This window comes from Stenotrophomonas rhizophila, assembly GCF_003651185.1.
GTDB lineage: Bacteria > Pseudomonadota > Gammaproteobacteria > Xanthomonadales > Xanthomonadaceae > Stenotrophomonas > Stenotrophomonas maltophilia_Z.
Genome location: NZ_RCDC01000005.1, coordinates 21,288 through 40,389, shown reverse-complemented (window position 1 = coordinate 40,389; position 19,102 = coordinate 21,288). Strand labels below are relative to the sequence as shown.

Annotated in this window: 16 protein-coding genes; 9 read left to right on the top strand and 7 right to left on the bottom strand. The window is 67.7% G+C overall.

All coding sequences use genetic code 11. The annotated features are described in order from the left end of the window. Nucleotides 1-61 precede the first annotated feature (61 nt). From BCL79_RS11795 to BCL79_RS11775, 5 genes are all read left to right on the top strand, one after another. The gene (locus BCL79_RS11795) at nucleotides 62-496 is read left to right on the top strand and encodes a MarR family winged helix-turn-helix transcriptional regulator (protein WP_121041403.1); all 435 of its coding nucleotides are present in this window, start codon (nucleotides 62-64) and stop codon (nucleotides 494-496) included. Beyond that, nucleotides 493-1,734, top strand: coding sequence for an MFS transporter (locus BCL79_RS11790; RefSeq protein ID WP_259462164.1), 1,242 nt, complete (start codon nucleotides 493-495; stop codon nucleotides 1,732-1,734). Before BCL79_RS11795 ends, BCL79_RS11790 begins: the two co-directional genes overlap by 4 nt. Nucleotides 1,735-1,834: 100 nt before the next feature. Continuing rightward, entirely contained in the window at nucleotides 1,835-2,401 is a 567-nt protein-coding gene (locus BCL79_RS11785; protein WP_121041399.1) for a TetR/AcrR family transcriptional regulator, read from the top strand. After that, nucleotides 2,398-4,083, top strand: coding sequence for an MFS transporter (locus BCL79_RS11780; protein WP_121041397.1), 1,686 nt, complete (start codon nucleotides 2,398-2,400; stop codon nucleotides 4,081-4,083). The genes BCL79_RS11785 and BCL79_RS11780 overlap by 4 nt, the downstream gene beginning before the upstream one ends. 8 nt (nucleotides 4,084-4,091) lie before the next feature. Further along, nucleotides 4,092-5,276, top strand: a complete 1,185-nt coding sequence (locus BCL79_RS11775; protein WP_121041395.1) for an HlyD family secretion protein — start codon at nucleotides 4,092-4,094, stop codon at nucleotides 5,274-5,276. A gap of 268 nt (nucleotides 5,277-5,544) precedes the next feature. Here the strand turns inward: BCL79_RS11775 and BCL79_RS11770 are convergent, their stop codons facing one another. The 7 genes from BCL79_RS11770 to creB all read right to left on the bottom strand — a co-directional run bounded on the left by BCL79_RS11770 (nucleotide 5,545) and on the right by creB (nucleotide 13,259). Next, nucleotides 5,545-6,030, bottom strand: a complete 486-nt coding sequence (locus tag BCL79_RS11770; protein WP_019184450.1) for a Fur family transcriptional regulator — start codon at nucleotides 6,028-6,030, stop codon at nucleotides 5,545-5,547. A 16-nt stretch (nucleotides 6,031-6,046) separates the two neighbouring features. Next, nucleotides 6,047-7,450: a glutamate--tRNA ligase gene (gltX, locus tag BCL79_RS11765; protein WP_121041393.1), complete on the bottom strand. Its 1,404-nt coding sequence runs from the start codon at nucleotides 7,448-7,450 to the stop codon at nucleotides 6,047-6,049. A 119-nt stretch (nucleotides 7,451-7,569) separates the two neighbouring features. Then, entirely contained in the window at nucleotides 7,570-9,156 is a 1,587-nt protein-coding gene (locus BCL79_RS11760; protein ID WP_121042183.1) for a M28 family metallopeptidase, read from the bottom strand. Nucleotides 9,157-9,256: 100 nt separating this feature from the next. After that, nucleotides 9,257-9,688 carry a hypothetical protein gene (locus BCL79_RS11755; RefSeq protein WP_121041391.1) on the bottom strand — a complete coding sequence of 144 codons (432 nt, stop codon included), beginning with the start codon at nucleotides 9,686-9,688 and terminating at the stop codon, nucleotides 9,257-9,259. A 9-nt stretch (nucleotides 9,689-9,697) separates the two neighbouring features. Beyond that, entirely contained in the window at nucleotides 9,698-11,017 is a 1,320-nt protein-coding gene (creD, locus tag BCL79_RS11750) for a cell envelope integrity protein CreD (RefSeq protein ID WP_121041389.1), read from the bottom strand. A gap of 92 nt (nucleotides 11,018-11,109) precedes the next feature. After that, entirely contained in the window at nucleotides 11,110-12,567 is a 1,458-nt protein-coding gene (creC, locus tag BCL79_RS11745; protein ID WP_121041387.1) for a two-component system sensor histidine kinase CreC, read from the bottom strand. 2 nt (nucleotides 12,568-12,569) lie between these two features. Further along, nucleotides 12,570-13,259 carry a two-component system response regulator CreB gene (creB, locus tag BCL79_RS11740; protein ID WP_121041385.1) on the bottom strand — a complete coding sequence of 230 codons (690 nt, stop codon included), beginning with the start codon at nucleotides 13,257-13,259 and terminating at the stop codon, nucleotides 12,570-12,572. Nucleotides 13,260-13,304: 45 nt separating this feature from the next. Between creB and BCL79_RS11735 the strand changes: the two genes are divergently transcribed. The 4 genes from BCL79_RS11735 to BCL79_RS11720 all read left to right on the top strand — a co-directional run bounded on the left by BCL79_RS11735 (nucleotide 13,305) and on the right by BCL79_RS11720 (nucleotide 19,076). Then, complete coding sequence (locus BCL79_RS11735; RefSeq protein ID WP_121041383.1) at nucleotides 13,305-14,162, top strand: 23S rRNA (adenine(2030)-N(6))-methyltransferase RlmJ; 858 nt, start codon at nucleotides 13,305-13,307, stop codon at nucleotides 14,160-14,162. A gap of 126 nt (nucleotides 14,163-14,288) precedes the next feature. Next, entirely contained in the window at nucleotides 14,289-14,834 is a 546-nt protein-coding gene (locus tag BCL79_RS11730; RefSeq protein ID WP_019184458.1) for a GNAT family N-acetyltransferase, read from the top strand. Nucleotides 14,835-14,912: 78 nt separating this feature from the next. Beyond that, nucleotides 14,913-18,380 (top strand): transcription-repair coupling factor, encoded by a 3,468-nt coding sequence (mfd, locus tag BCL79_RS11725; protein WP_121041381.1) that lies wholly within the window; start codon nucleotides 14,913-14,915, stop codon nucleotides 18,378-18,380. A 114-nt stretch (nucleotides 18,381-18,494) separates the two neighbouring features. Further along, nucleotides 18,495-19,076: an HD-GYP domain-containing protein gene (locus BCL79_RS11720; protein WP_121041379.1), complete on the top strand. Its 582-nt coding sequence runs from the start codon at nucleotides 18,495-18,497 to the stop codon at nucleotides 19,074-19,076. Nucleotides 19,077-19,102 lie beyond the last annotated feature (26 nt).

Sequence of the window (19,102 nt, the reverse complement as noted above, 5' to 3'; positions counted from 1 at the left end):
GAGCTTGACGAACTACGTGCATATGCACGTATCATCCAGCCACCCACCCCGGCACACGCCCATGGACCCGCTGACCCAGAGCCCCTGCACCTGCTTCCGCCTGCGTCGCGCGGCACGCCGGCTCTCGCAGATCTATGACGCCCACCTCGCCCCCGCCGGGCTCAGCCTCAACGCCTACTCCATCCTGCGCCGCGCCCCCGCACCGCGGCAGCTGGGCGACCTGGCCGAGGCGCTTGGCATGGACCGCACCACGCTCACCCGCAACCTCAAACCGCTGCTCAGCGCCGGCTGGCTCGAGCAACGCCGCGGTGACGATGCCCGGCAACGCCTGATCGTCATCACCGCTGCCGGCAAGGCCTGCCTTCGTCGCGCGCGCCCCCTGTGGCAACGGGCGCAACACGAAGTGGAAACCACCTTCGGGCCCACGCCGACCGCCCGGCTCAACGCCCTGCTCGACCAACTCGACCACGCCCTGCCCACCGGAGCCGACGCATGAGTACGTCAACCACTGCTACCCGCGCACCCGCCATGCACTGGGGCCTGCTGGTCGCGGCCTCCGCCATCCTCATGGTCACCATGGGCGTGCGCCAGACCTCCGGCCTCTACGTGGACCCGATCCACCGCGGCACCGGCGTGAGCATCGTCGAGATCAGCTTCGCACTGGCCATCGGCCAATTCGTCTGGGGCGCGGTGCAACCCGTGTTCGGGGCCGTCGCCGACCAGCGCGGCGCGTTGCCCGTGCTCATCTTCGGTGCCCTGCTGCTGGCGGCCGGGCTGCTGCTGGCACCGCTGCTGACCAGCCCGCTGGGCATGACCTTCACCCTCGGCCTGCTGATGGCCGCCGGCGCCGGCGCCGGCAGCTTCTCGGTCCTGATCGGCGCCACCGCCCACCGCCTGCCGGCCGAAAAGCGGTCGTTCGCCGCCGGCCTCATCAATGCCGGCGGCTCGCTGGGCCAGTTCGTGTTCGCGCCACTGGTCCAATGGATCATCGGCACCGCCGGCTGGGCGCGGGCCATGATCACCATGGCAGTGATCACTTTGCTCTCGGTGCCGCTGGCCTGGCCACTGCGACGTCGTGCCGGCGACCATGCGCCTGTCGCGGGCGCCACCGATGACGGCGGTCTGCCCGCACAGCTGCGCATCGCCGCACGCGATCGCAGCTACTGGTACCTGCATCTGGGCTTCTTCACCTGTGGCCTGCACATCGCCTTCCTGGTCACCCATCTCCCCGGCGAAATCGCGCTGTGCGGGCTCTCGCCCACCGTCGCCTCGTCCTCCATCGCGCTGATTGGCCTGTTCAACGTCGCCGGCAGCCTGATCGTCGGCGCCCTAGGCCAGCGCTACCGCATGAAGTACCTGCTGTTCTGGATGTACGCCAGCCGCGCCGTGATGATCGGGGTCTACCTCGTTGCGCCGCCTACCCCGCTCACCTTCTACGTGTTCTCCGCCGCGCTCGGCTTTACCTGGCTGGCGACCGTTCCGCCCACCGCCGGGCTGGTCGGCAAGCTGTTCGGCCCGCGCTACCTCGGCACCCTGTTCGGCCTGACCCTGCTCTCGCACCAGTTGGGCGGTTTCTTTGGTGCATGGCTCGGCGGCCTGGCGCTGGCGCACACCGGCAACTACCTGTGGATGTGGTACGCCGACATGGGCCTGGCCGTGCTCGCCGCGTTGATCAATCTGCCCATCCGCGAAGCCCGGATGGGCGGCTGTCACGGCGTGCCCGCGCCGCGCTGAGCTCACCCGCCCTCGACATTGCCCAGCGCGCGCCAACCGCGGTGCGCTGAAAGCGACGCAGGCCCTTTCCCGCCGGACAGTTCTGTCCGATGATGCGCGTATGCCTACCCAACGTGCCGACGCGGCCGCCCGCCGCGCCCAGATCCTCGACGCTGCCGATGCCGTGTTCGGTCAGCATGGCGTGACCGCCCCGCTGGACCTGGTGGTCGAGCGTGCCCAGGTCGGCCGGGCCACGCTGTACCGCAACTTCCCTGACCGCGCCGCACTGGTCGAGGCGCTGCTCCAGCGCACGGTCAACCGCATTGCGCGGCAGGTGCAGACCCTCGGCGACCGCGACGACGCATTGTTCGACGTCCTCGAAGGCATGGCCAACCGCATCGTCCAATCGCCTGCCCTCTCCGATTACTGGCGCGCGGTCGATCCTGATCAGATCCCGATCCGCGCCGCCCGCGAAACGATCGTCGAACTGCTGCGCGAACCGATCGCCCGCGCGATCGCCGCCGGCCTGTGCCGCCCCGATCTGGAAACGACGGACATTTCACTCATCTCAGGCATGCTGGGAGCCGCGCTGCGTGGCAAGACGCGTGACGAACGCGCCCGGCTGGCCACGCGCGCCCTGCAATTGCTGCGTGGCGGATTGCGGGGGCCTGCCGACGGGGAGGGATGATGCCGCAGTACCTCAAGCCGGTTCCGGACTGGGAGGAGCACGAAAAACCGACCCTGCCGGGCTCGGCGTCGATGCCGTGGCATCCGCCGCACCGCCGCCTCGCCTACGCCCTGGTCGCGCTGCTGGTCGGCATCACCGGCGGCCTGGGCAATGCCCTGGTCAGCGCCAACCTGCCGTTCCTGCAGGGCCAGCTCGGGCTCACTCCGGCGCAGGGCAGCTGGCTGGTGGCCGCCTATGCGATGGTCAACGTGACCGCCAACCTGCTCGCCTTCAAGTTCCGCCAGCAATACGGCATCCGCCTGTTCGCCGAGATCGGGCTGGGCCTGTACGCCGCGCTGGCGGTGCTGCATCTGTTCGTCGGCACCTTCGAAACCACCGTGCTGATGCGCGCGGCCAGCGGCTTCGCCGGTGCCGCCTGCAGCACCCTGGGCACGCTGTACATGCTGCAGTCGCTGCCGCGCAAATACACCGGCAACCTGCTGGTGATCGGCGTGGGCATCTCCCAACTTGCGGTACCGATCGCGTGGCTGGTCTCGCCGGGCCTGGTCGACACCGGGCAGTGGCACAACCTGTATCTGTTCGAGGCCGGGCTGGCGCTGTGCGCGTTCGCCGCCGTGGTGGTGCTCAAGCTGCCGCCGGGGGCGCAGATCAAGGCGTTCGAACCGCTCGACTTCCTCACCTTCGCGCTGCTCGCCCCTGCCGTCGGCCTGCTGGTGGTCGTGCTGGCGCAGGGCTACACCCGCTGGTGGCTGGATACGCCGTGGCTGGGCTGGGCGCTGGTCGCCTCGATCGCGCTGTCCACCACCGGCTTCATCATCGAGCACTACCGCCGCAACCCGTTGCTGCAGACGCGCTGGCTGGCCAGCCTGCCGGTGATCCACTTCATCATCGGTGCGTTCCTGATCCGCTTCCTGACCACCGAGCAGTCCTATGGCGTGGTCGGCCTGATGCGTACGCTCGGGATGGGCCCGGACCAGATGCGCCCGTTGTTCGCGGTGATCCTGGCCGGCGTGATCACCGGCATGGCCGCCAGCTCGCTCACCTTCGGCCCGAAGCGACTCATTCCGCAGTTGTTGATGGCCATCCTGCTGCTGGGCAGCGCGGCCCTGCTCGACCAGAGCCGCACCAGCCTGGATCGCCCGCACGACTTCTTCGCCAGCCAGTTCCTGGCGTCCGTCGGCGCCGGCATGTTCATGGGGCCGCTGATCATGCTCGGCATCACCCAGGCGCTGAAGCAGGGCGTGGACCACATGATCACCTTCCTGGTCACGCTCTCCATCACCCAGACCCTGGGTGGCCTGGCCGGCTCGGCCGTGCTGGGCACCTACCAGCTGCACCGCGAGCAGGTGTACTCCGGTGCGCTGGTCGGCCAGCTGGATCCGGCTGACAACGTGGTTGCCCAGCGCTTGAAACAGCAACAGCAGCTTTACGCCAGGCTGATCACCGACCCGGTGCAGCGCAGCGCGCAGGGCACCGCGCAGCTGGCGCAGATCACCCGTCGCGAAGCCAACGTGCGCGCGTTCAATGACGTGTTCGCGCTCAGCGGCCGCGTGGCGCTGGTCTTCCTTGGCTGGTTGCTGCTGCTGGCGGTGCGCACCGCCGTGCTCAAGCAGTGGCGCAAACGCCACGCGCCGACACCTCCCCATTCCGCGCCGACGCCCGCCAGCGTCGCGCCCCGATGAGCCCGCCCATGTCGACCCAACCCCCGCACGACGATACCGCCCCGGAAAACGTCAACCCACCGCCGCCGACCGACGCTGCGCCCGCCCCTGCGCCACCACCCGCGGCGGCCCCCTCTGGCGTGCCCAAGTACCTCAAGCCGAGCCTGCGTGCGGTGATCATCATGATTGTGATCGCCCTGATCGGCATCGCGCTGATCCTGCGTGCCTGGTCACTGTGGCCGTTCGAGACCTCCCGGGTGACCACGGACAACGCCTACGTGCGCGGCCAGATCACCGTGCTCGCGCCGCAGGTCAACGGCTATGTCACCGAGGTGCTGGTCAAGGACTTCCAGCACGTCAAACAAGGCGAACCGCTGCTGCGCATCGACGACCGCATCTACCGCGAGAAGGTCGTCCAGGCCGAAGCCGACCTGGACAGCGCCAAGGCCGCGCTGGCCAACTCCGACCAATCCCAGGCGCAGAACCGCGCGCAGATCCAGGCCGCGCAGGCCAACCTGTCTGCTGGCCAGGCCGAGCTCTCGCGCTCGCGGACCGAACTCAAGCGCTACGAAGAACTCGCCGACCAGCAACTGGTCGCCCTCAACGACCGCGACAAGTTCCGCACCACCACGCAATCGGCGCAGGCCAGCGTGCTGCAGTCGCAGGCCCAGATCCGCATCGCCGAAGAAACCCTGACCTCTACCCAGGTCGCCCGCAAAGGCCTGGAAGCCCGCGTCGAGACCGCCCAGGCGCAGCTGGAACTGGCGAAGATCGACCTCGCCAACACCGTGATCCAGGCGCCGCGCGACGGTCAGGTCAGCGAAGCCTCGGTGCGCCTGGGCCAATACGTCACCGCCGGTTCGCAACTGCTGTTCCTGGTGCCCGATGCCTTGTGGGTGGTCGCCAACTTCAAGGAAGGCCAGACGTGGAAGATGCGCATCGGGCAACCGGCCACCTTCTCCGTAGATGCCTTCGATGGCCAGAAGCTGCACGGCCACATCGAACAGATCGCCCCAGCGACCGGCTCGGAGTTCAGTGTCCTGCGTCCGGACAACGCCAGTGGCAACTTCACCAAGGTCGTCCAGCGCCTGCCGATCCGCATTTCCATAGACCCCGATCAGCCGCTGGCACCGCGTCTGCGTCCAGGCATGTCGGTGATCGTCAAAGTGGATACCGCCGCCGAAGGGCACGAGCCGGCCGATGCGAAGCCGTGATGCGTCTGCGCGCAGAACGCCAACGCCTTTCCCCACCCCAGTCCGGAACCGTCGGGAAGCGAGTTGGGCAGCCTGGAACGGGACCGTTGGAGCGGCATGGATGCCGCTCACGAGCCCCCAAGGATGGGTTTACGGCGCGTCCCGCTCCAGGTTGCCCGGCTCGCTTCCGCAGCGGGAAACAGAGTGGCTGCTTTCGCAGCAGAAACGAAAAAGCCGCGCAGATGCGCGGCTTTTCAACATCAACAGGGTACCGACCAACGGTCGGTACCTACCCCGCACACCGCGCGCACAACCCATGCACTTCCAGCGTCTGCGCCTGCGGCTGGAAACCGAGCTCCTTCGCCCGCTTCTCCAGCTGGCTGACAATCTCCTTGTCCTCCAGCTCCACCGCACTGTGGCAACTGTTGCAGATCAGGAATGGCACCGAATGCTGCGCACTGCTCGGATGGTGGCACGCCACGAACGCATTCACAGATTCCAGCTTGTGCACGAAGCCATTGGCCATCAGGAAATCCAGCGCGCGGTACACCGTCGGCGGGGCGTCGGCACCGACGCCCTTGCCGTTGCGCACCCACTCCAGCAATTCATACGCCTTCACCGGCTTGCCGGCCTCGGCAATCAGGCGCAGTACGTTCGCGCGGATCGGGGTCAGCCGCAGCCCGCGTTCCGAGCACACGCGCTCGACCACCTTCACGAAGTCTGAAGCGTCGTGAACGTGATGGTGCGGAGCGGTACAAGCGGTTTTTGCGGACATGCGCGGTCTCCTGTGGTCAGGCCGTCGGTACTTTAGTGAGTGCGACCTCGATGCGTTTCAAGGCCTCTTCACGCCCGGCCAGGAAGACCGTCTGCGAGATGTCCGGGCTGACCTGGGTGCCGGTGATGGCCACGCGCAGCGGCTGCGCCACCTTGCCCATGCCGATCTCCAGCGCCGTGGCCACGTCATGCAGCGCCGCCGACACGCTCTCCACCGTCCACTCGCCGGCCGCGCCCAACAGCTCGCGGGCCTTGCCCAGCGCCAGTTCCGCGCCGGGCTTGAAGTGCTTGGCCACCGCGGCTTCGTCGTACTCGGTCAGCGGCTGGTACCAGACCACCGCCTTCTCGGCCATTTCCTTCAGCGTCTGCACGCGGTCGCGCAGCGCCACCACCACGTCCGCCGGCGCAGGACCAGCGTTCAGGTCCAGGCCCAGCTTGTTCAGCTGGTAGACCAGGTGCGGGGCGATGTCGGCCGGTGCTTCCGTCTTCAGGAAGTGCTGGTTGACCCAGCCCAGCTTGGCCATATCCAGGCGCGCGGCCTTGGAATTGCAGTGGGTCACATCGAACAGATCGATCAGCTCCTGGCGGCTGAACAGCTCCTGGTCGCCATGCGACCAGCCCAGGCGGGCCAGATAGCTGAGCAGTGCGTCAGGCAGGTAGCCGGCGTCCTTGTACTGCATCACGTCGGCCGCGCCGGTGCGCTTGGACAGCTTCGCGCCCTGCTCGTCCAGGATCATCGGCATATGGCCGAACTTCGGCACGGGGGCGCCGATGCCCTCATACAGATTGATCTGGCGCGGGGTGTTGTTGATGTGGTCGTCGCCGCGGATGACCTCGCTGATGCGCATGTCCCAATCGTCCACCACCACCGCGAAGTTGTAGGTGGGGAACCCGTCCGGGCGGAAGATGACCATATCGTCCAGTTCGCTGTTGGCGATCTCGATACGGCCCTTGATCAGGTCGTCGAACACGACCGTGCCCTCCAGCGGGTTCTTGAAGCGGATCACGCGGTTCGGGTCATCCTTGTACGGCAGGCCCAGATCGCGCGCGGCACCGTTGTAACGCGGCTTTTCCTGCTTGGCCATGGCGGCCTCGCGCATCGCATCCAGTTCTTCGCGGGTCTCGTAGGCGTAGTAGGCCTTGCCATCGGCGACCAGCTGCTCGGCCACTTCCAGGTAACGGGCCACGCGCTGGGTCTGGTAGATCGGGCCTTCGTCGTAGCCCAGGCCCAGCCACTCCATCGCCTCCAGGATCGCGTCGATCGCGCCCTGGGTGCTGCGCTCGCGGTCGGTGTCTTCGATGCGCAGCACGAATTCGCCGCCACGGTGACGGGCCTCCAGCCAGCAGTACAGCGCCGTGCGGGCGCCACCAATGTGCAGGTAGCCGGTGGGACTGGGGGCAAAACGGGTGCGGCAGGTCATGGAGGGCTCAGGGCGGGAAACGGAATCCCGGCAATTTTACCCCGCCCCGGCCGCAAACCGGGCACTCCCTGCCCGGCATGGCGTGGGCAGCCCTTTCCAGGCCGCCCACGCGGTAGCCCTCAGGGCGTCAGCAACGGCTTGCGCGGCAGCTTTTCATCGCGCATGGCCGCGTTGTAGACGAACGAGGCCACGATGGCGGCGGCCTGCTTCAGGTCTTCCGGCTCGGCGTGGTCCCAGGTGTCCAGGTTGCTGTGGTGGACGTTGGTGAAGTAGTCCAGGCGGTCCTGGATGAACTGGAACCCGGGCAGGCCGACGCGATCGAATGCGATATGGTCGGTGCTGCCGGTGTTGCGGGTGGCCACGGTGGTGGCGCCCACATCGTGGAATGGGGCCAGCCACGCTTCGAAGATCGGCACCACGGCCAGGTTCTCCTGCGCGTAGATGCCGCGGAAGCGGCCCGAGCCGTTGTCCATGTTGAAGTACGCCGAGAACTTGTCGTAATCACGCTGGCGCTGCAAAGCGCCGGTGGGTTCACGCATCGAGGCCGGCAACGTGAGCTGCGCCGGGTCGGTCGGCTCGGGGTAGCGCGCAAAGTGCTTGGACACGTAGTCCTGCGAGCCGATCAGCCCCTGCTCCTCGCCACTCCACAGCGCCACGCGGATGGTGCGCTTGGGCTTGGCACCCACCGCCTTGAGGATGCGCATGGCTTCCATCATCACCGCCACGCCGGCAGCGTTGTCGGCCGCACCGGTGCCGGTGTGCCAGGAATCCATGTGCGCGCCGAGCATCACGATCTCATCGGCCTTGCCACTGCCGCGGATCTCGGCCAGCGTGTTGTAGCCGGGCTGGTCCTGCGTATCGGTGAAGCGGGCTTCGACATTCACGCGCAGCTTGACCGCCTGCTTCTGGTCGACCGCCCGCACCAGCTGGTTGTAGTGCTCGGCCATCATCGCCAGCTCGGGCACGCCGACCGGTTCACCGGCCTTGCGCGAGCCACCGCCACCGACACGGATGATGCCGTTGTCCCAGCCGCTGATGCTGATCGTGGCCAGCACGCCCTGCTCGGCGAAGAAGGCGTTGGTGGCGCGGGTCAGTTCCTGCTTCTCCAGGTATTCCTTGGCCTTCTTGGCACGGTCGGCCTTGGCATCGGCGACGTCCTTGGGCACCGCGAACACCTGCAGCTCGGCCAGGCCGGCATCATCGTGGCGATGCGAATCGGACTTGGTGGCCCGTTCGTAATCGCGTGCATCGTTGAGCAGCAGGATCCTGCCGGCGAGCTTGCCCTTGTACTGATCCAGGTCGGCGAGCTTCTTGATCTCGACCTTGATCACCTCGCCCTCGACCGGGCCGTTGGTGCCCGGGGTCCAGGCCTTCGGCAGCGCATACAGCGGCGCCACGCGCGGGCTCAGCAGTTCCACGCTGGCGTTGCTGAACTCCCAGCCGCGGCCGAACGCATCGAAGGCTTCGTCATGGACGTTGACCAGGCCCCACTCATTGAACTTGCTGCGGGTCCAGGCGTTGGCCTCGCCCATCGCGGGCGAATTGGTCAGGCGCGGGCCGATCTGCTCGGTCAGGTGGCTGAAGGTCGCCATCACCTGCGACCGGTGGAAGGCTTCCTGGCGGATGCGGCTGACCATGTCCAGGTCCACCGTTTCCTTCGTCTGTGCATCGGCGACGCCGCTCAATGCCAATGCCACGCTCAACATGCCCCACTTGAACACGATTACCCCTGCCTCTCGGCCAGACCACGAACAATCCCCGAGTCTATCGGGCGTTGTCCCGGTGCCCCCGGGCCAAGAGTCATGGTCACGCCATCCAGCCGTACCAGAGCTGGCCACGGCCAGGCAGGATCAGCAACCAGCGGCTGCGGTCTTCCGAGGCGCTGGCGTAGACCGCTGCATGCGCCGGCCAGCCCGCAGGCAACCCGCGGATGCCGATCTCGCGCAAGGCCTGGGCGCCTTCGCGCCACGGCCGATAGTCGCCACACCAGTGCGGCAGCGGCAGGCGTCCGCGCGCCTGCCGTGCCTGTTCCAGAAAGCGCAGCCCGTGCACGGTGATCGCCTCGCAGGTGGCCGGGGCCAAGCCGAAACGCAGCAGCCCCGGCGCTGCCGGCACCCCAGGCAGTGCCCTCAGCGGTGACGGCCATCCCGAGGCCTCGCCCTCCAGCAGCGAGGCCACCTCCAGCCGGGCGGGCAGCGCCCGGCGCACACGTTCGTGCAGACAGCGGTGCAAGCTCATGTCCGTTCCTCAGCTCAGCCGCGCGCCGAGTTCATACCAATCGACCCGGCGGGTCACCCACATCACCGCGGCCAGCACGCCGAACAGCAGCAGCGAGCCCATCAGCAGCGCGTTGTTCTCCGAGATCAGCAGCCCATACAGCGCGCCATACAGGGCACTGAGCATCACCGCGAAGCCCAGGCCGCGTTTCCAGCTCTTCAATACGCCGGACAGATACACGGTCTGGATGCCGATGCACGCCAGTGCCGAGAGCGCATAGGCCTGCCAGAACGCGATGTGCTCGGAGAGGCTGAGCAGCAGCAGGAAGAAGATCGCCAGCGCCAGGCCGACCATCAGGTACTGCAGCGGGTGGATGCGCAGCTGCTTGATCAGCTCGAACAGGATGAAGCCGACGAAGGTCAGCAGGATGAAGAGGATGCCGTACTTGCTGGCGCGGTCGGCCTGGGTATACACATCGACCGGATTGACCAGCTCCACGCTCACCGCTTCAGCGTCGATGTCCGGGCGGTTGCGCAGCTGGTGCTGGGCACGCGAGGCCAGCGAAGACACCGCCCACTGGGCGTCGAAACCCTGCGCGTCCACCTTGCGTTCGTTGGGCAGGAAGCTGCCACCGAACAGCGGGTGCGGCCACGGCGAGCGCAGCGCGATGCGGCTGTCATCGCCCACCGGCACCACCGACAGCGACCGGGTGCCATCCAGCACCAGCTCCAGCTCGACCTTGCTGCCCTTGAGCACGCCACCCCGTTCATCCGCCAGGCCCGGCAAGCCGACATGCAGGCCGGTGCCGATGCCACTGACGCCGCCGGCATCGGGCAACAGCGTCACGGCGTTGCCATCCACGCGCAGGTTCGGCGAACCGACCAGGCCACGCACATCGGCGATGCCCACGGTCAGGAAGGGCGTGCCATACACGCGGCCTGCTTTCACCGGGTAGTCGTCATCGGCGAACGCGGCGCTGATCGTGGCCTTCCAGCTGTAGACCGGCACGCGGAACAGGCCGACGCGGCGCTCGTCCGGCTGCATCACACCGTCCACCGTGAGCGTGGCCGGCATCTGCAGCCACTGGCCCTGCTCGACCTGCTTCTCCTTCTTCTTGGTGCCGGCCGCATCCACCACCTCGACCTCGCGGGTCTCGGTCCACGGCACCACCCGGATCGGGCCGGTCAGAATCTGCGCGCCGGCGCGGCTCTGCGCCACGCGCTGGTAAGCCTCGTCGCGGTACGCCTCACGCTCGCGGATCACGCCCTTGATCAGGCTCAGCGGAATCAGCAGCAACAGGATCAGCCCGCCGACAATGGCGAACCGCAACAGCATCTTCAGGGATTTCATGACCCGTCCTCGGTTGGGAGGGGGCCAGCTTCCCGCGCGCCGGTGTGCGGGGTTTGTGCCGAGTTTGAAGTCTGTGTGAAGTGCGGCGCCGGTCAGCGCCGCGGCGGTACCGAAGGCAGCCGCAAGGGCAGCCACAACACCGCCTGCGCACCGCCGCCATCACGGTTGCGAAGGCTGATACGACCGCCGTGCAGGCGCGCCACCTCCTGCACGAACGACAGGCCCAGGCCGGAGCTGCGCTGGCCGGTGCCGGGCCGTGCCAGCGAATAGAAGCGCTCGAACACGCGATCCAGTGCGTACTCGGGCACGCCACTGCCCCGGTCGGCCACGGTCAGGGCGATGCCCTCGCCTTCCGCACGGGCACCGAGCGTGATGCTGCCGCCGGCCGGTGAGAACGCCACGGCATTCTCCAGCAGATTATTGAGCGCCTGCCGCAGCAGATAGCCATCGCCCTGCACGCTCTCGGCCTGCGCCTCCACCGCGATCGTGACCCCGGCGGCCTGCGCACGCACCGCCACCGCGTCGGCGGCGGACTCCAGCAACGCCGCCAGTGCAAGCCGCTCGTGCTTCTGCAGCCAGCCGTACTGCTCCACCTCGGCCAGCGCCAACAGCTTGTCGATGGTTTCGGTGAGGCGCTGCGCCTGGCCTTCGATACTGCGGGCGAAATGCGCCCGATCCGCGTCCGGCAACGGTTCCTGCAGCAGTTCGGCCGCGCCGCGGATCGCGGCCAGCGGGCTCTTCATTTCATGCGTCAGCGATTGAACGTACTGCTCGACGTAGGCCTTGCCTTCCAGCTTGCGGCGCATGGTTTCCAGCGCCTGGCCCAGATCGCCGATCTCATCGCGGCGCGGCTTCGGCGGCGGCACCGGCTCACCGGCGCTGACCGCCTTGGCATAGCGATTGAGCCGGTTCACGCCGTGCATCAGCCACGCGGTCATCAGCAGGCCGATCAGCGCCGAGAGACCGATCAGCCAGGCGCCGCGCTTCATGATGGCGCGCTGGCTGGCGGCGATGAAGGGATCGATGCTGCGGTTGGGTTGGGCCAGGCTGAGCACACCGATCAAGCGGCGCCCATCGGCCGGATCGAAGATCGGCGCGGCCACGTGCATCACCGAGTGGGTGTCGTCGCCGGGGGTTTCCGGACTGGAGCGCGCGCCGTACTCGCCGCGCAGCGTCCGGTAGACATCGTTCCAGCGTGAGTTGTCACGCCCCACATCGCGCCCGGTCGAGTCGTACACCACGATGCCGTTGGCATCGGTGATGGTGACCTGGTAATCGAGCGTGCGCTTGGGAAAACGCCACACCATCGCCTTCGGGTCACGGCGCTTGGCGCGCGCCAGATCGGCGACGAAGCGGCCGTCGCGGATGTGCCCGGCCTTGAGATCGGCCGCGGCCATTTCCGCCAGCACGTTGGCTGCATCGACCAGCGTGGACTCCATCGCCTGGCGCACGCCGGGCTTCACTTCGTTGACGAAAATGCGCATCACGAAGAACGCGGCGATACCCACGATCAGGAAGAAGCCCAGGAACAGTTTCAGGCCCAGCCGCATGCCTACACCTCCAGTGCGTAGCCCAGGCCACGGTGGGTACGGATCGGGTCGGTCTCGGCACCGGCGGCACGCAGCTTGGCGCGCAGGGTTTTGACGTGGGTATCCACCGTGCGGTCGGCGCTGTCGGCGTCGCTGTCCCAGCCGCGGTCCATCAGCTGGGCGCGGCTGAGGATCGCGCCGGGGCGCTGCAGCAGGGCCGCCATCAGTGCGTATTCGTAGCGGGTCAGGTCCAGCGGCTGGTCACCGAAGCGGATCCGGCTGCCCTCGCGGTCGATCGAGAAGCGCCCGAGCTGCTGCCAGCCGGTGGTGTCGGCAGGGGCCGCGGACCGGCGCAGGCGCGCACGCACCCGCGCCACCAGCTCGCGCGGCGAGAAGGGTTTGGCCATATAGTCGTCCGCCCCCAGCTCCAGGCCGAGCACCCGGTCGAACTCGTCATTGCGGGCGGTCAGGAAGATCACCGGCACCTCGCTGAAGGTGCGCAGCGTGCGACAGACCTCGAAGCCGCTCATGTCCGGCAGGCCCACATCCAGCACCACCACATCGAAGGCATGCTGGCGCAGCCGGGCCAGCGCCTCACCGCCGAGCAGGCAATGCTGGGCGCCGTAGCCTTCGCTGCGCAGTGCGTACAGAACGGTATCGGCGATGGCGGTTTCGTCCTCGACCACCAGGACGTTGTGCAGGGGGTGGCTCATGCGCGCAGCATAGCCGCTGGGCCCGCCGCCCCGTACACTGCGCCGATGAATTACCGCCACGCCTTCCATGCCGGCAACCATGCCGATGTGCTCAAGCACATCGTGCAGCTTGCCCTGCTCGACACCTTCAAGCGCAAGGACAGCCCGTTCTTCGTGCTGGACACCCACGGCGGCGCTGGCCGCTACCTGCTGGCCAGCGAGGAAAGCCGCAAGACGCTGGAGGCCGAAGACGGCGTGATGCGCCTGATGGCCCAGCCGCAGCTGCCCGCGGTGGTGGAGCGCTACCTCAAGGCGGTCCAGGCCGACAACCCGGTCGGGGCGATGATCAGCTACCCCGGCTCGCCGCTGCTGACCGCCCAGACCCTGCGCGAGCAGGACCGCATGGCCGTGTGCGAAGTGCAGGATGCCGAAGCCACGGCGCTGAAGGCACTGTTCGCCCATGACAGCCGGGTGGCCGTGTATCACGCCGATGGCTATGCCCAGAACAGGAAGCTGCTGCCGCCCAAGGCCAACGGCGTGAAGATCGGCCGTGGGCTGGTGCTGATCGACCCGCCCTACGAGGGGCAGGACGCCGAATACCAGGCCATCCTGGCCTCGGTGACCGAGATCCTGGGCCGTTGGCCGCAGGCCAGCTTTGCGATCTGGTTCCCGATCAAGCAGCGCCGGACCATCCTGCATTTCCTGCGCAAGGCGTGTGCCCTGCCGGTGAAATCGGTGCTGACCGCCGAGCTGCTGATCCGCCCGGACGACTCCCCGCTGCGGCTCAATGGCAGCGGCATGCTGCTGCTGAACCCGCCGTGGCAGTTCGACCAGGTCCTGGCCCCGGCCATGCCGGCGCTCAAGCAGCACCTGGGCGAGGCCGGCGCCTCGACCCGCCTGCAGTGGCTCAAGCAGGCCGAATGACCCCCTGAATCCAGGCCGGAACCCCGGCCTGGCCGGCGCCTCCCGTCCGGCGCGGCGTGAGTGATCCGTTCACGGAACGCTGCCCCCGGGATGCGAGAATCCGAAGACCACCAAGGAATCACCGGTATGGCTACCCGTAACCGCATGCCGCCCTGGCACGAGATTTTCAAGGCACCCAGTGGCCACGAGCTGCTGATCCGCCCCATCCGGCCGGAAGACGGCCCGCCGCTGCATGCCGCCTTCAGTCTGTTCGGTCCCGAAGAAATCCGCGACCGCTTCCTGCAGTCGGTGACCGAACTGTCGCCGGAAACGACGCAGCGCCTGACCCATCCCAATCCCAAGAGCGAAATCACCCTGGTCGCAGCCGAGTCGCTGCCTGCCGGTGAAGCCGTGGTGGGTGCGGTCGCGCGTGCCTCGATCATCCCCGGCACCCGCGAGGCCGAGTACGCGATCCTCGTCAGCCGCTTCCTGGTCGGCCAGGGCCTGGGCCGGCAATTGATGCGCAAGCTGGTCAAGTGGGCGCGCGGCAAGTACCTGGATCGTCTGTACGGCGATGTTGCCGAAGAGAACGAGCCGATGAAGCAGCTGGCCGCCTCGCTGGGCTTCCAGCCGATCCCGCACCCGAACGGTACGCCGGGCCTGGTGCGCATGGTGCTTGAACTCGACAGCTGATGACGGGCGGCCGGGCACTGCCCGGCCGCCGCCGGATGACGCGGCCGTCAGGCTGCGGTCTGCTAAAATCGACGGTTCATGTCACGCACTTCCTATCCCGTTCCGCCGCTGCCACGTCCTGGACAGCTCCGCGCCTGGTGGCGCGCTCCCGCTTCGGCCACAGCGCTGGCGTGGTACATCGCCCGCGCGGCGCAGTCGCACGACGGGGCGTTGCTGGTGGTCGCGCGCGACAACCATGGCGCGAACCAGATCGAAGCCGATCTGCACACCTTGCTCGGCACTGCCGGCGACGTGCCGATCGTGGCCTTCCCGGACTGGGAAACCCTGCCCTACGACGCCTTCAGCCCGCACCCGGACATCATTTCCCAGCGGCTGGCCGCGCTGCATGCCCTGCCTGCGCTCAAGCGCGGCATCGTGGTGGTGCCGGTGCAGACGCTGCTGCAGCAGTTGGCACCGCTCAAATACGTCATCGGCGGCAGCTTCGACCTGACGGTCGGCCAGCGCCTGGATCTGGACGCGGAAAAGCGCCGCCTGGAATCGGCCGGTTACCGCAACGTGCCGCAGGTGATGGACCCGGGTGATTTCGCCGTGCGTGGCGGCCTGCTCGACGTCTACCCGATGGGAGCCGAGGCGCCGCTGCGGGTGGAACTGCTCGACGAGGATATCGATTCGATCCGCGCCTTCGATCCGGAGTCCCAGCGCTCGCTGGACAAGGTCGAAGCGGTGCACATGCTGCCCGGCCGTGAAGTGCCGCTGGATGATCTCAGCGTCTCGCGCGTGCTCAACACGCTGCGCGAGCGCTTCGATGTGGATACCCGGCGCAGCGCGCTTTACCAGGATCTCAAGGCCGGTATCGCGCCGGCCGGCATCGAGTACTACCTGCCGCTGTTCTTCGACAAGACCGCGACCCTGCTCGATTACCTGCAGCCCAACGTGCTGCCGGTGCTGGCGCCGAACGTGTTCGATGCTGCGGCCGCCTTCTGGGCGCAGACGCAGAACCGCTACGAGCAGCGCCGTCATGATGTCGAGCGCCCGCTGCTGGCGCCGGAAGAGCTGTACGCCAGCCCCGAACAACTGCGCGCCACGCTCAACGGCCTGGCCCGCGTCGAAGTCTGGCCGCTGGATCACGACCGCATCGGCGATGCACAGCCGCTGGGCGACCAGCCCCTGCCGCCACTGCCGGTGGCCGCCCGCGATGCGCCGGCTGCCGAGGCACTGAAATCCTTCATCGGTCATTACCCGGGCCGGGTGCTGATCGCCGCCGATTCCGCCGGCCGCCGCGAAGCCCTGCTGGAAGTGCTGCTCGCCGCCGAGCTGAAGCCGCCGGTGGTCGCCGATCTGCCCGGCTTCCTGGCCGACGACAGCGTGCGCTTCGGCATCACCGTGGCGCCGCTGGAAGACGGTTTCGCGCTGGAAAGCCCGCCGATCGCGGTGCTGACCGAACGTCAGCTGTTCCCCGAACGCGCCGGCCAGCAGCGCCGCAGCCGCCGGGCCGGACGCGAGCCGGAAGCGATCATCCGCGACCTCGGCGAGCTCAGCGAAGGTTCGCCGATCGTGCATGAAGACCACGGTGTCGGTCGCTACCGCGGCCTGATCGTGCTCGATGCCGGCGGCATGCCCGGCGAGTTCCTGGAAATCGAATACGCCAAGGGCGACCGCCTGTATGTGCCGGTTGCCCAGCTGCACCTGATCAGCCGCTATTCCGGTGCCTCTCCGGAAACCGCGCCGCTGCATTCGCTCGGTGGCGAGCAGTGGACCAAGGCCAAGCGCAAGGCGGCCGAAAAGGTCCGCGACGTCGCCGCCGAGCTGCTGGAAATCCAGGCGCGTCGCCGTGCCCGTGCCGGCCTGGCGCTGCACGTGGACCGCGCGATGTACGAGCCGTTCGCGGCCGGGTTCCCGTTCGAGGAAACCCCTGATCAGCTGGCCGCGATCGACGCGACGCTGCGCGATCTGGCCAGCAGCCAGCCGATGGACCGTGTGGTCTGCGGTGACGTCGGCTTCGGCAAGACCGAGGTCGCCGTGCGCGCCGCGTTCGCCGCCGCCAGCGCCGGCAAGCAGGTCGCCGTGCTGGTGCCGACCACCCTGCTGGCCGAACAGCATTACCGCAATTTCCGCGATCGCTTCGCCGATTGGCCGCTCAGGGTGGAGGTGCTGTCGCGCTTCAAATCCACCAAGGAGATCAAGGCCGAACTGGAGAAGGTCGCCGCCGGCACCATCGACGTCATCATCGGTACCCATCGCCTGCTGCAGCCGGACGTGAAGTTCAAGGACCTCGGTCTGGTCGTGGTCGATGAGGAACAGCGCTTCGGTGTGCGCCAGAAGGAAGCGCTCAAGGCGATGCGCGCCAACGTGCACCTGTTGACCCTGACCGCCACGCCGATTCCCCGCACGCTCAACATGGCCATGGCCGGGCTGCGTGATCTATCGATCATCGCCACGCCGCCGCCGAACCGGCTGGCGGTCAAGACCTTCATCACCGCCTGGGACAACGCCCTGCTGCGCGAAGCGTTCCAGCGCGAACTGGCCCGTGGTGGCCAGCTGTACTTCCTGCACAACGACGTGGAGAGCATCGGCCGCATGCAGCGCGAGCTGGCCGAGCTGGTACCCGAAGCACGTATCGGCATCGCCCATGGGCAGATGCCCGAGCGCGAGCTGGAGCGGGTGATGCTGGACTTCCAGAAGCAGCGCTTCAACGTGCTGCTGTCGACCACGATCATCGAATCGGGCATCGACATCCCCAACGCCAATACCATCATCATCAACCGCGCCGACCGCTTCGGCCTGGCCCAGCTGCACCAGCTGCGTGGCCGCGTGGGTCGCTCGCATCACCGGGCGTACGCCTACCTGGTGGTGCCGGACAAGCGCGCGATGACGCCCGATGCCGAGAAGCGTCTGGAGGCCATCGCCTCGATGGACGAACTCGGGGCCGGCTTCACCCTGGCCACCCACGATCTGGAAATCCGCGGTGCCGGCGAGCTGCTTGGCGAGGACCAGAGCGGCCAGATGGCCGAGGTCGGCTTCAGCCTGTACACCGAGCTGCTCGAACGCGCGGTGCGCAGCATCCGCCTGGGCAAACTGCCGGACCTGGATGCGGGCGAAGAGGCGCGCGGTGCCGAGGTCGAACTGCATGTGCCGGCCTTGATCCCGGACGACTACCTGCCCGACGTGCATACCCGCCTGACCCTGTACAAGCGCATCAGCAGCGCGCGTGACAGCGCTGAGCTGCGCGAACTGCAGGTGGAGATGATCGACCGCTTCGGCCTGCTGCCGGACCCGGCCAAGCATCTGTTCGCGATTGCCGAGCTCAAGCTGCAGGCCAACGTGTTGGGCATCCGCAAGCTGGAGCTGGGCGAGAACGGCGGCCGCATCGTGTTCAATCCCAAGCCGGAGATCGACCCCATGGCGGTGATCCAGCTGATCCAGAAGCAGCCCAAGCTGTACGCGATGGACGGGCCGGACAAGCTGCGCATCAAGCACCCGTTGCCGCTGCCGGAAGACCGCTTCAGCGCCGCCAAGGCCCTGTTGCTGACCCTCTCCCCACGCTGATTTCACGCCTGGCGTCGGTCGCCAGGCGCTATCGTTCAAGGGGCAGGCGCCACGTGGCGGCCTGCCCGACCCCGGCACTGACGGCCGGCCATCCGACCCCACGTGACCGCCCCCATGTTCGACGACACCCCTTCGCAGGTCTGCTCCATCGATGCGCTGTCGATGTCGTTGCAGATGCGCGACCAGTACACCCGTTTCCACTGCGACCGGGTCGGCCTGCTCGGCGATCAGCTGGGGCGCCTGTGCGATCTGGACGACACGCAGCGCGCGCATCTGGCGCTGGCCGCGCGCTTCCATGACATCGGCAAGATCGGCATTCCGGACAACGTGCTGTTGTATCCCGCGCGCCTGGACGACGCTCAGCGCGCGATCATGCGCACCCACCCCGAACGTGGTGAGCGTATCTTCGCCACCACCGGGCGCAGTGATGCCGCCGAGGTGGCGCGGTTGATCCGCAGCCATCACGAGGCCTTCGATGGCAGTGGTTATCCGGATGGCCTGAAAGGCAGCGACATTCCGCTGGGCGCACGCGTGCTCACCATCGTCGATGGGTACGACGCCATGACCACCACCCGCCCGTACCGCGGCCCGATGCCGCATGCCAAGGCGATGGGCATCCTCGCCGAGCAGCAGGGTGGCCTGGTCGACCCGCAGGTGTTCGGCCTGTTCACCCGGATGATGGCCTCCGCTACGTAGTCTCCGCTTGGGTTTGCCGCGAGCGT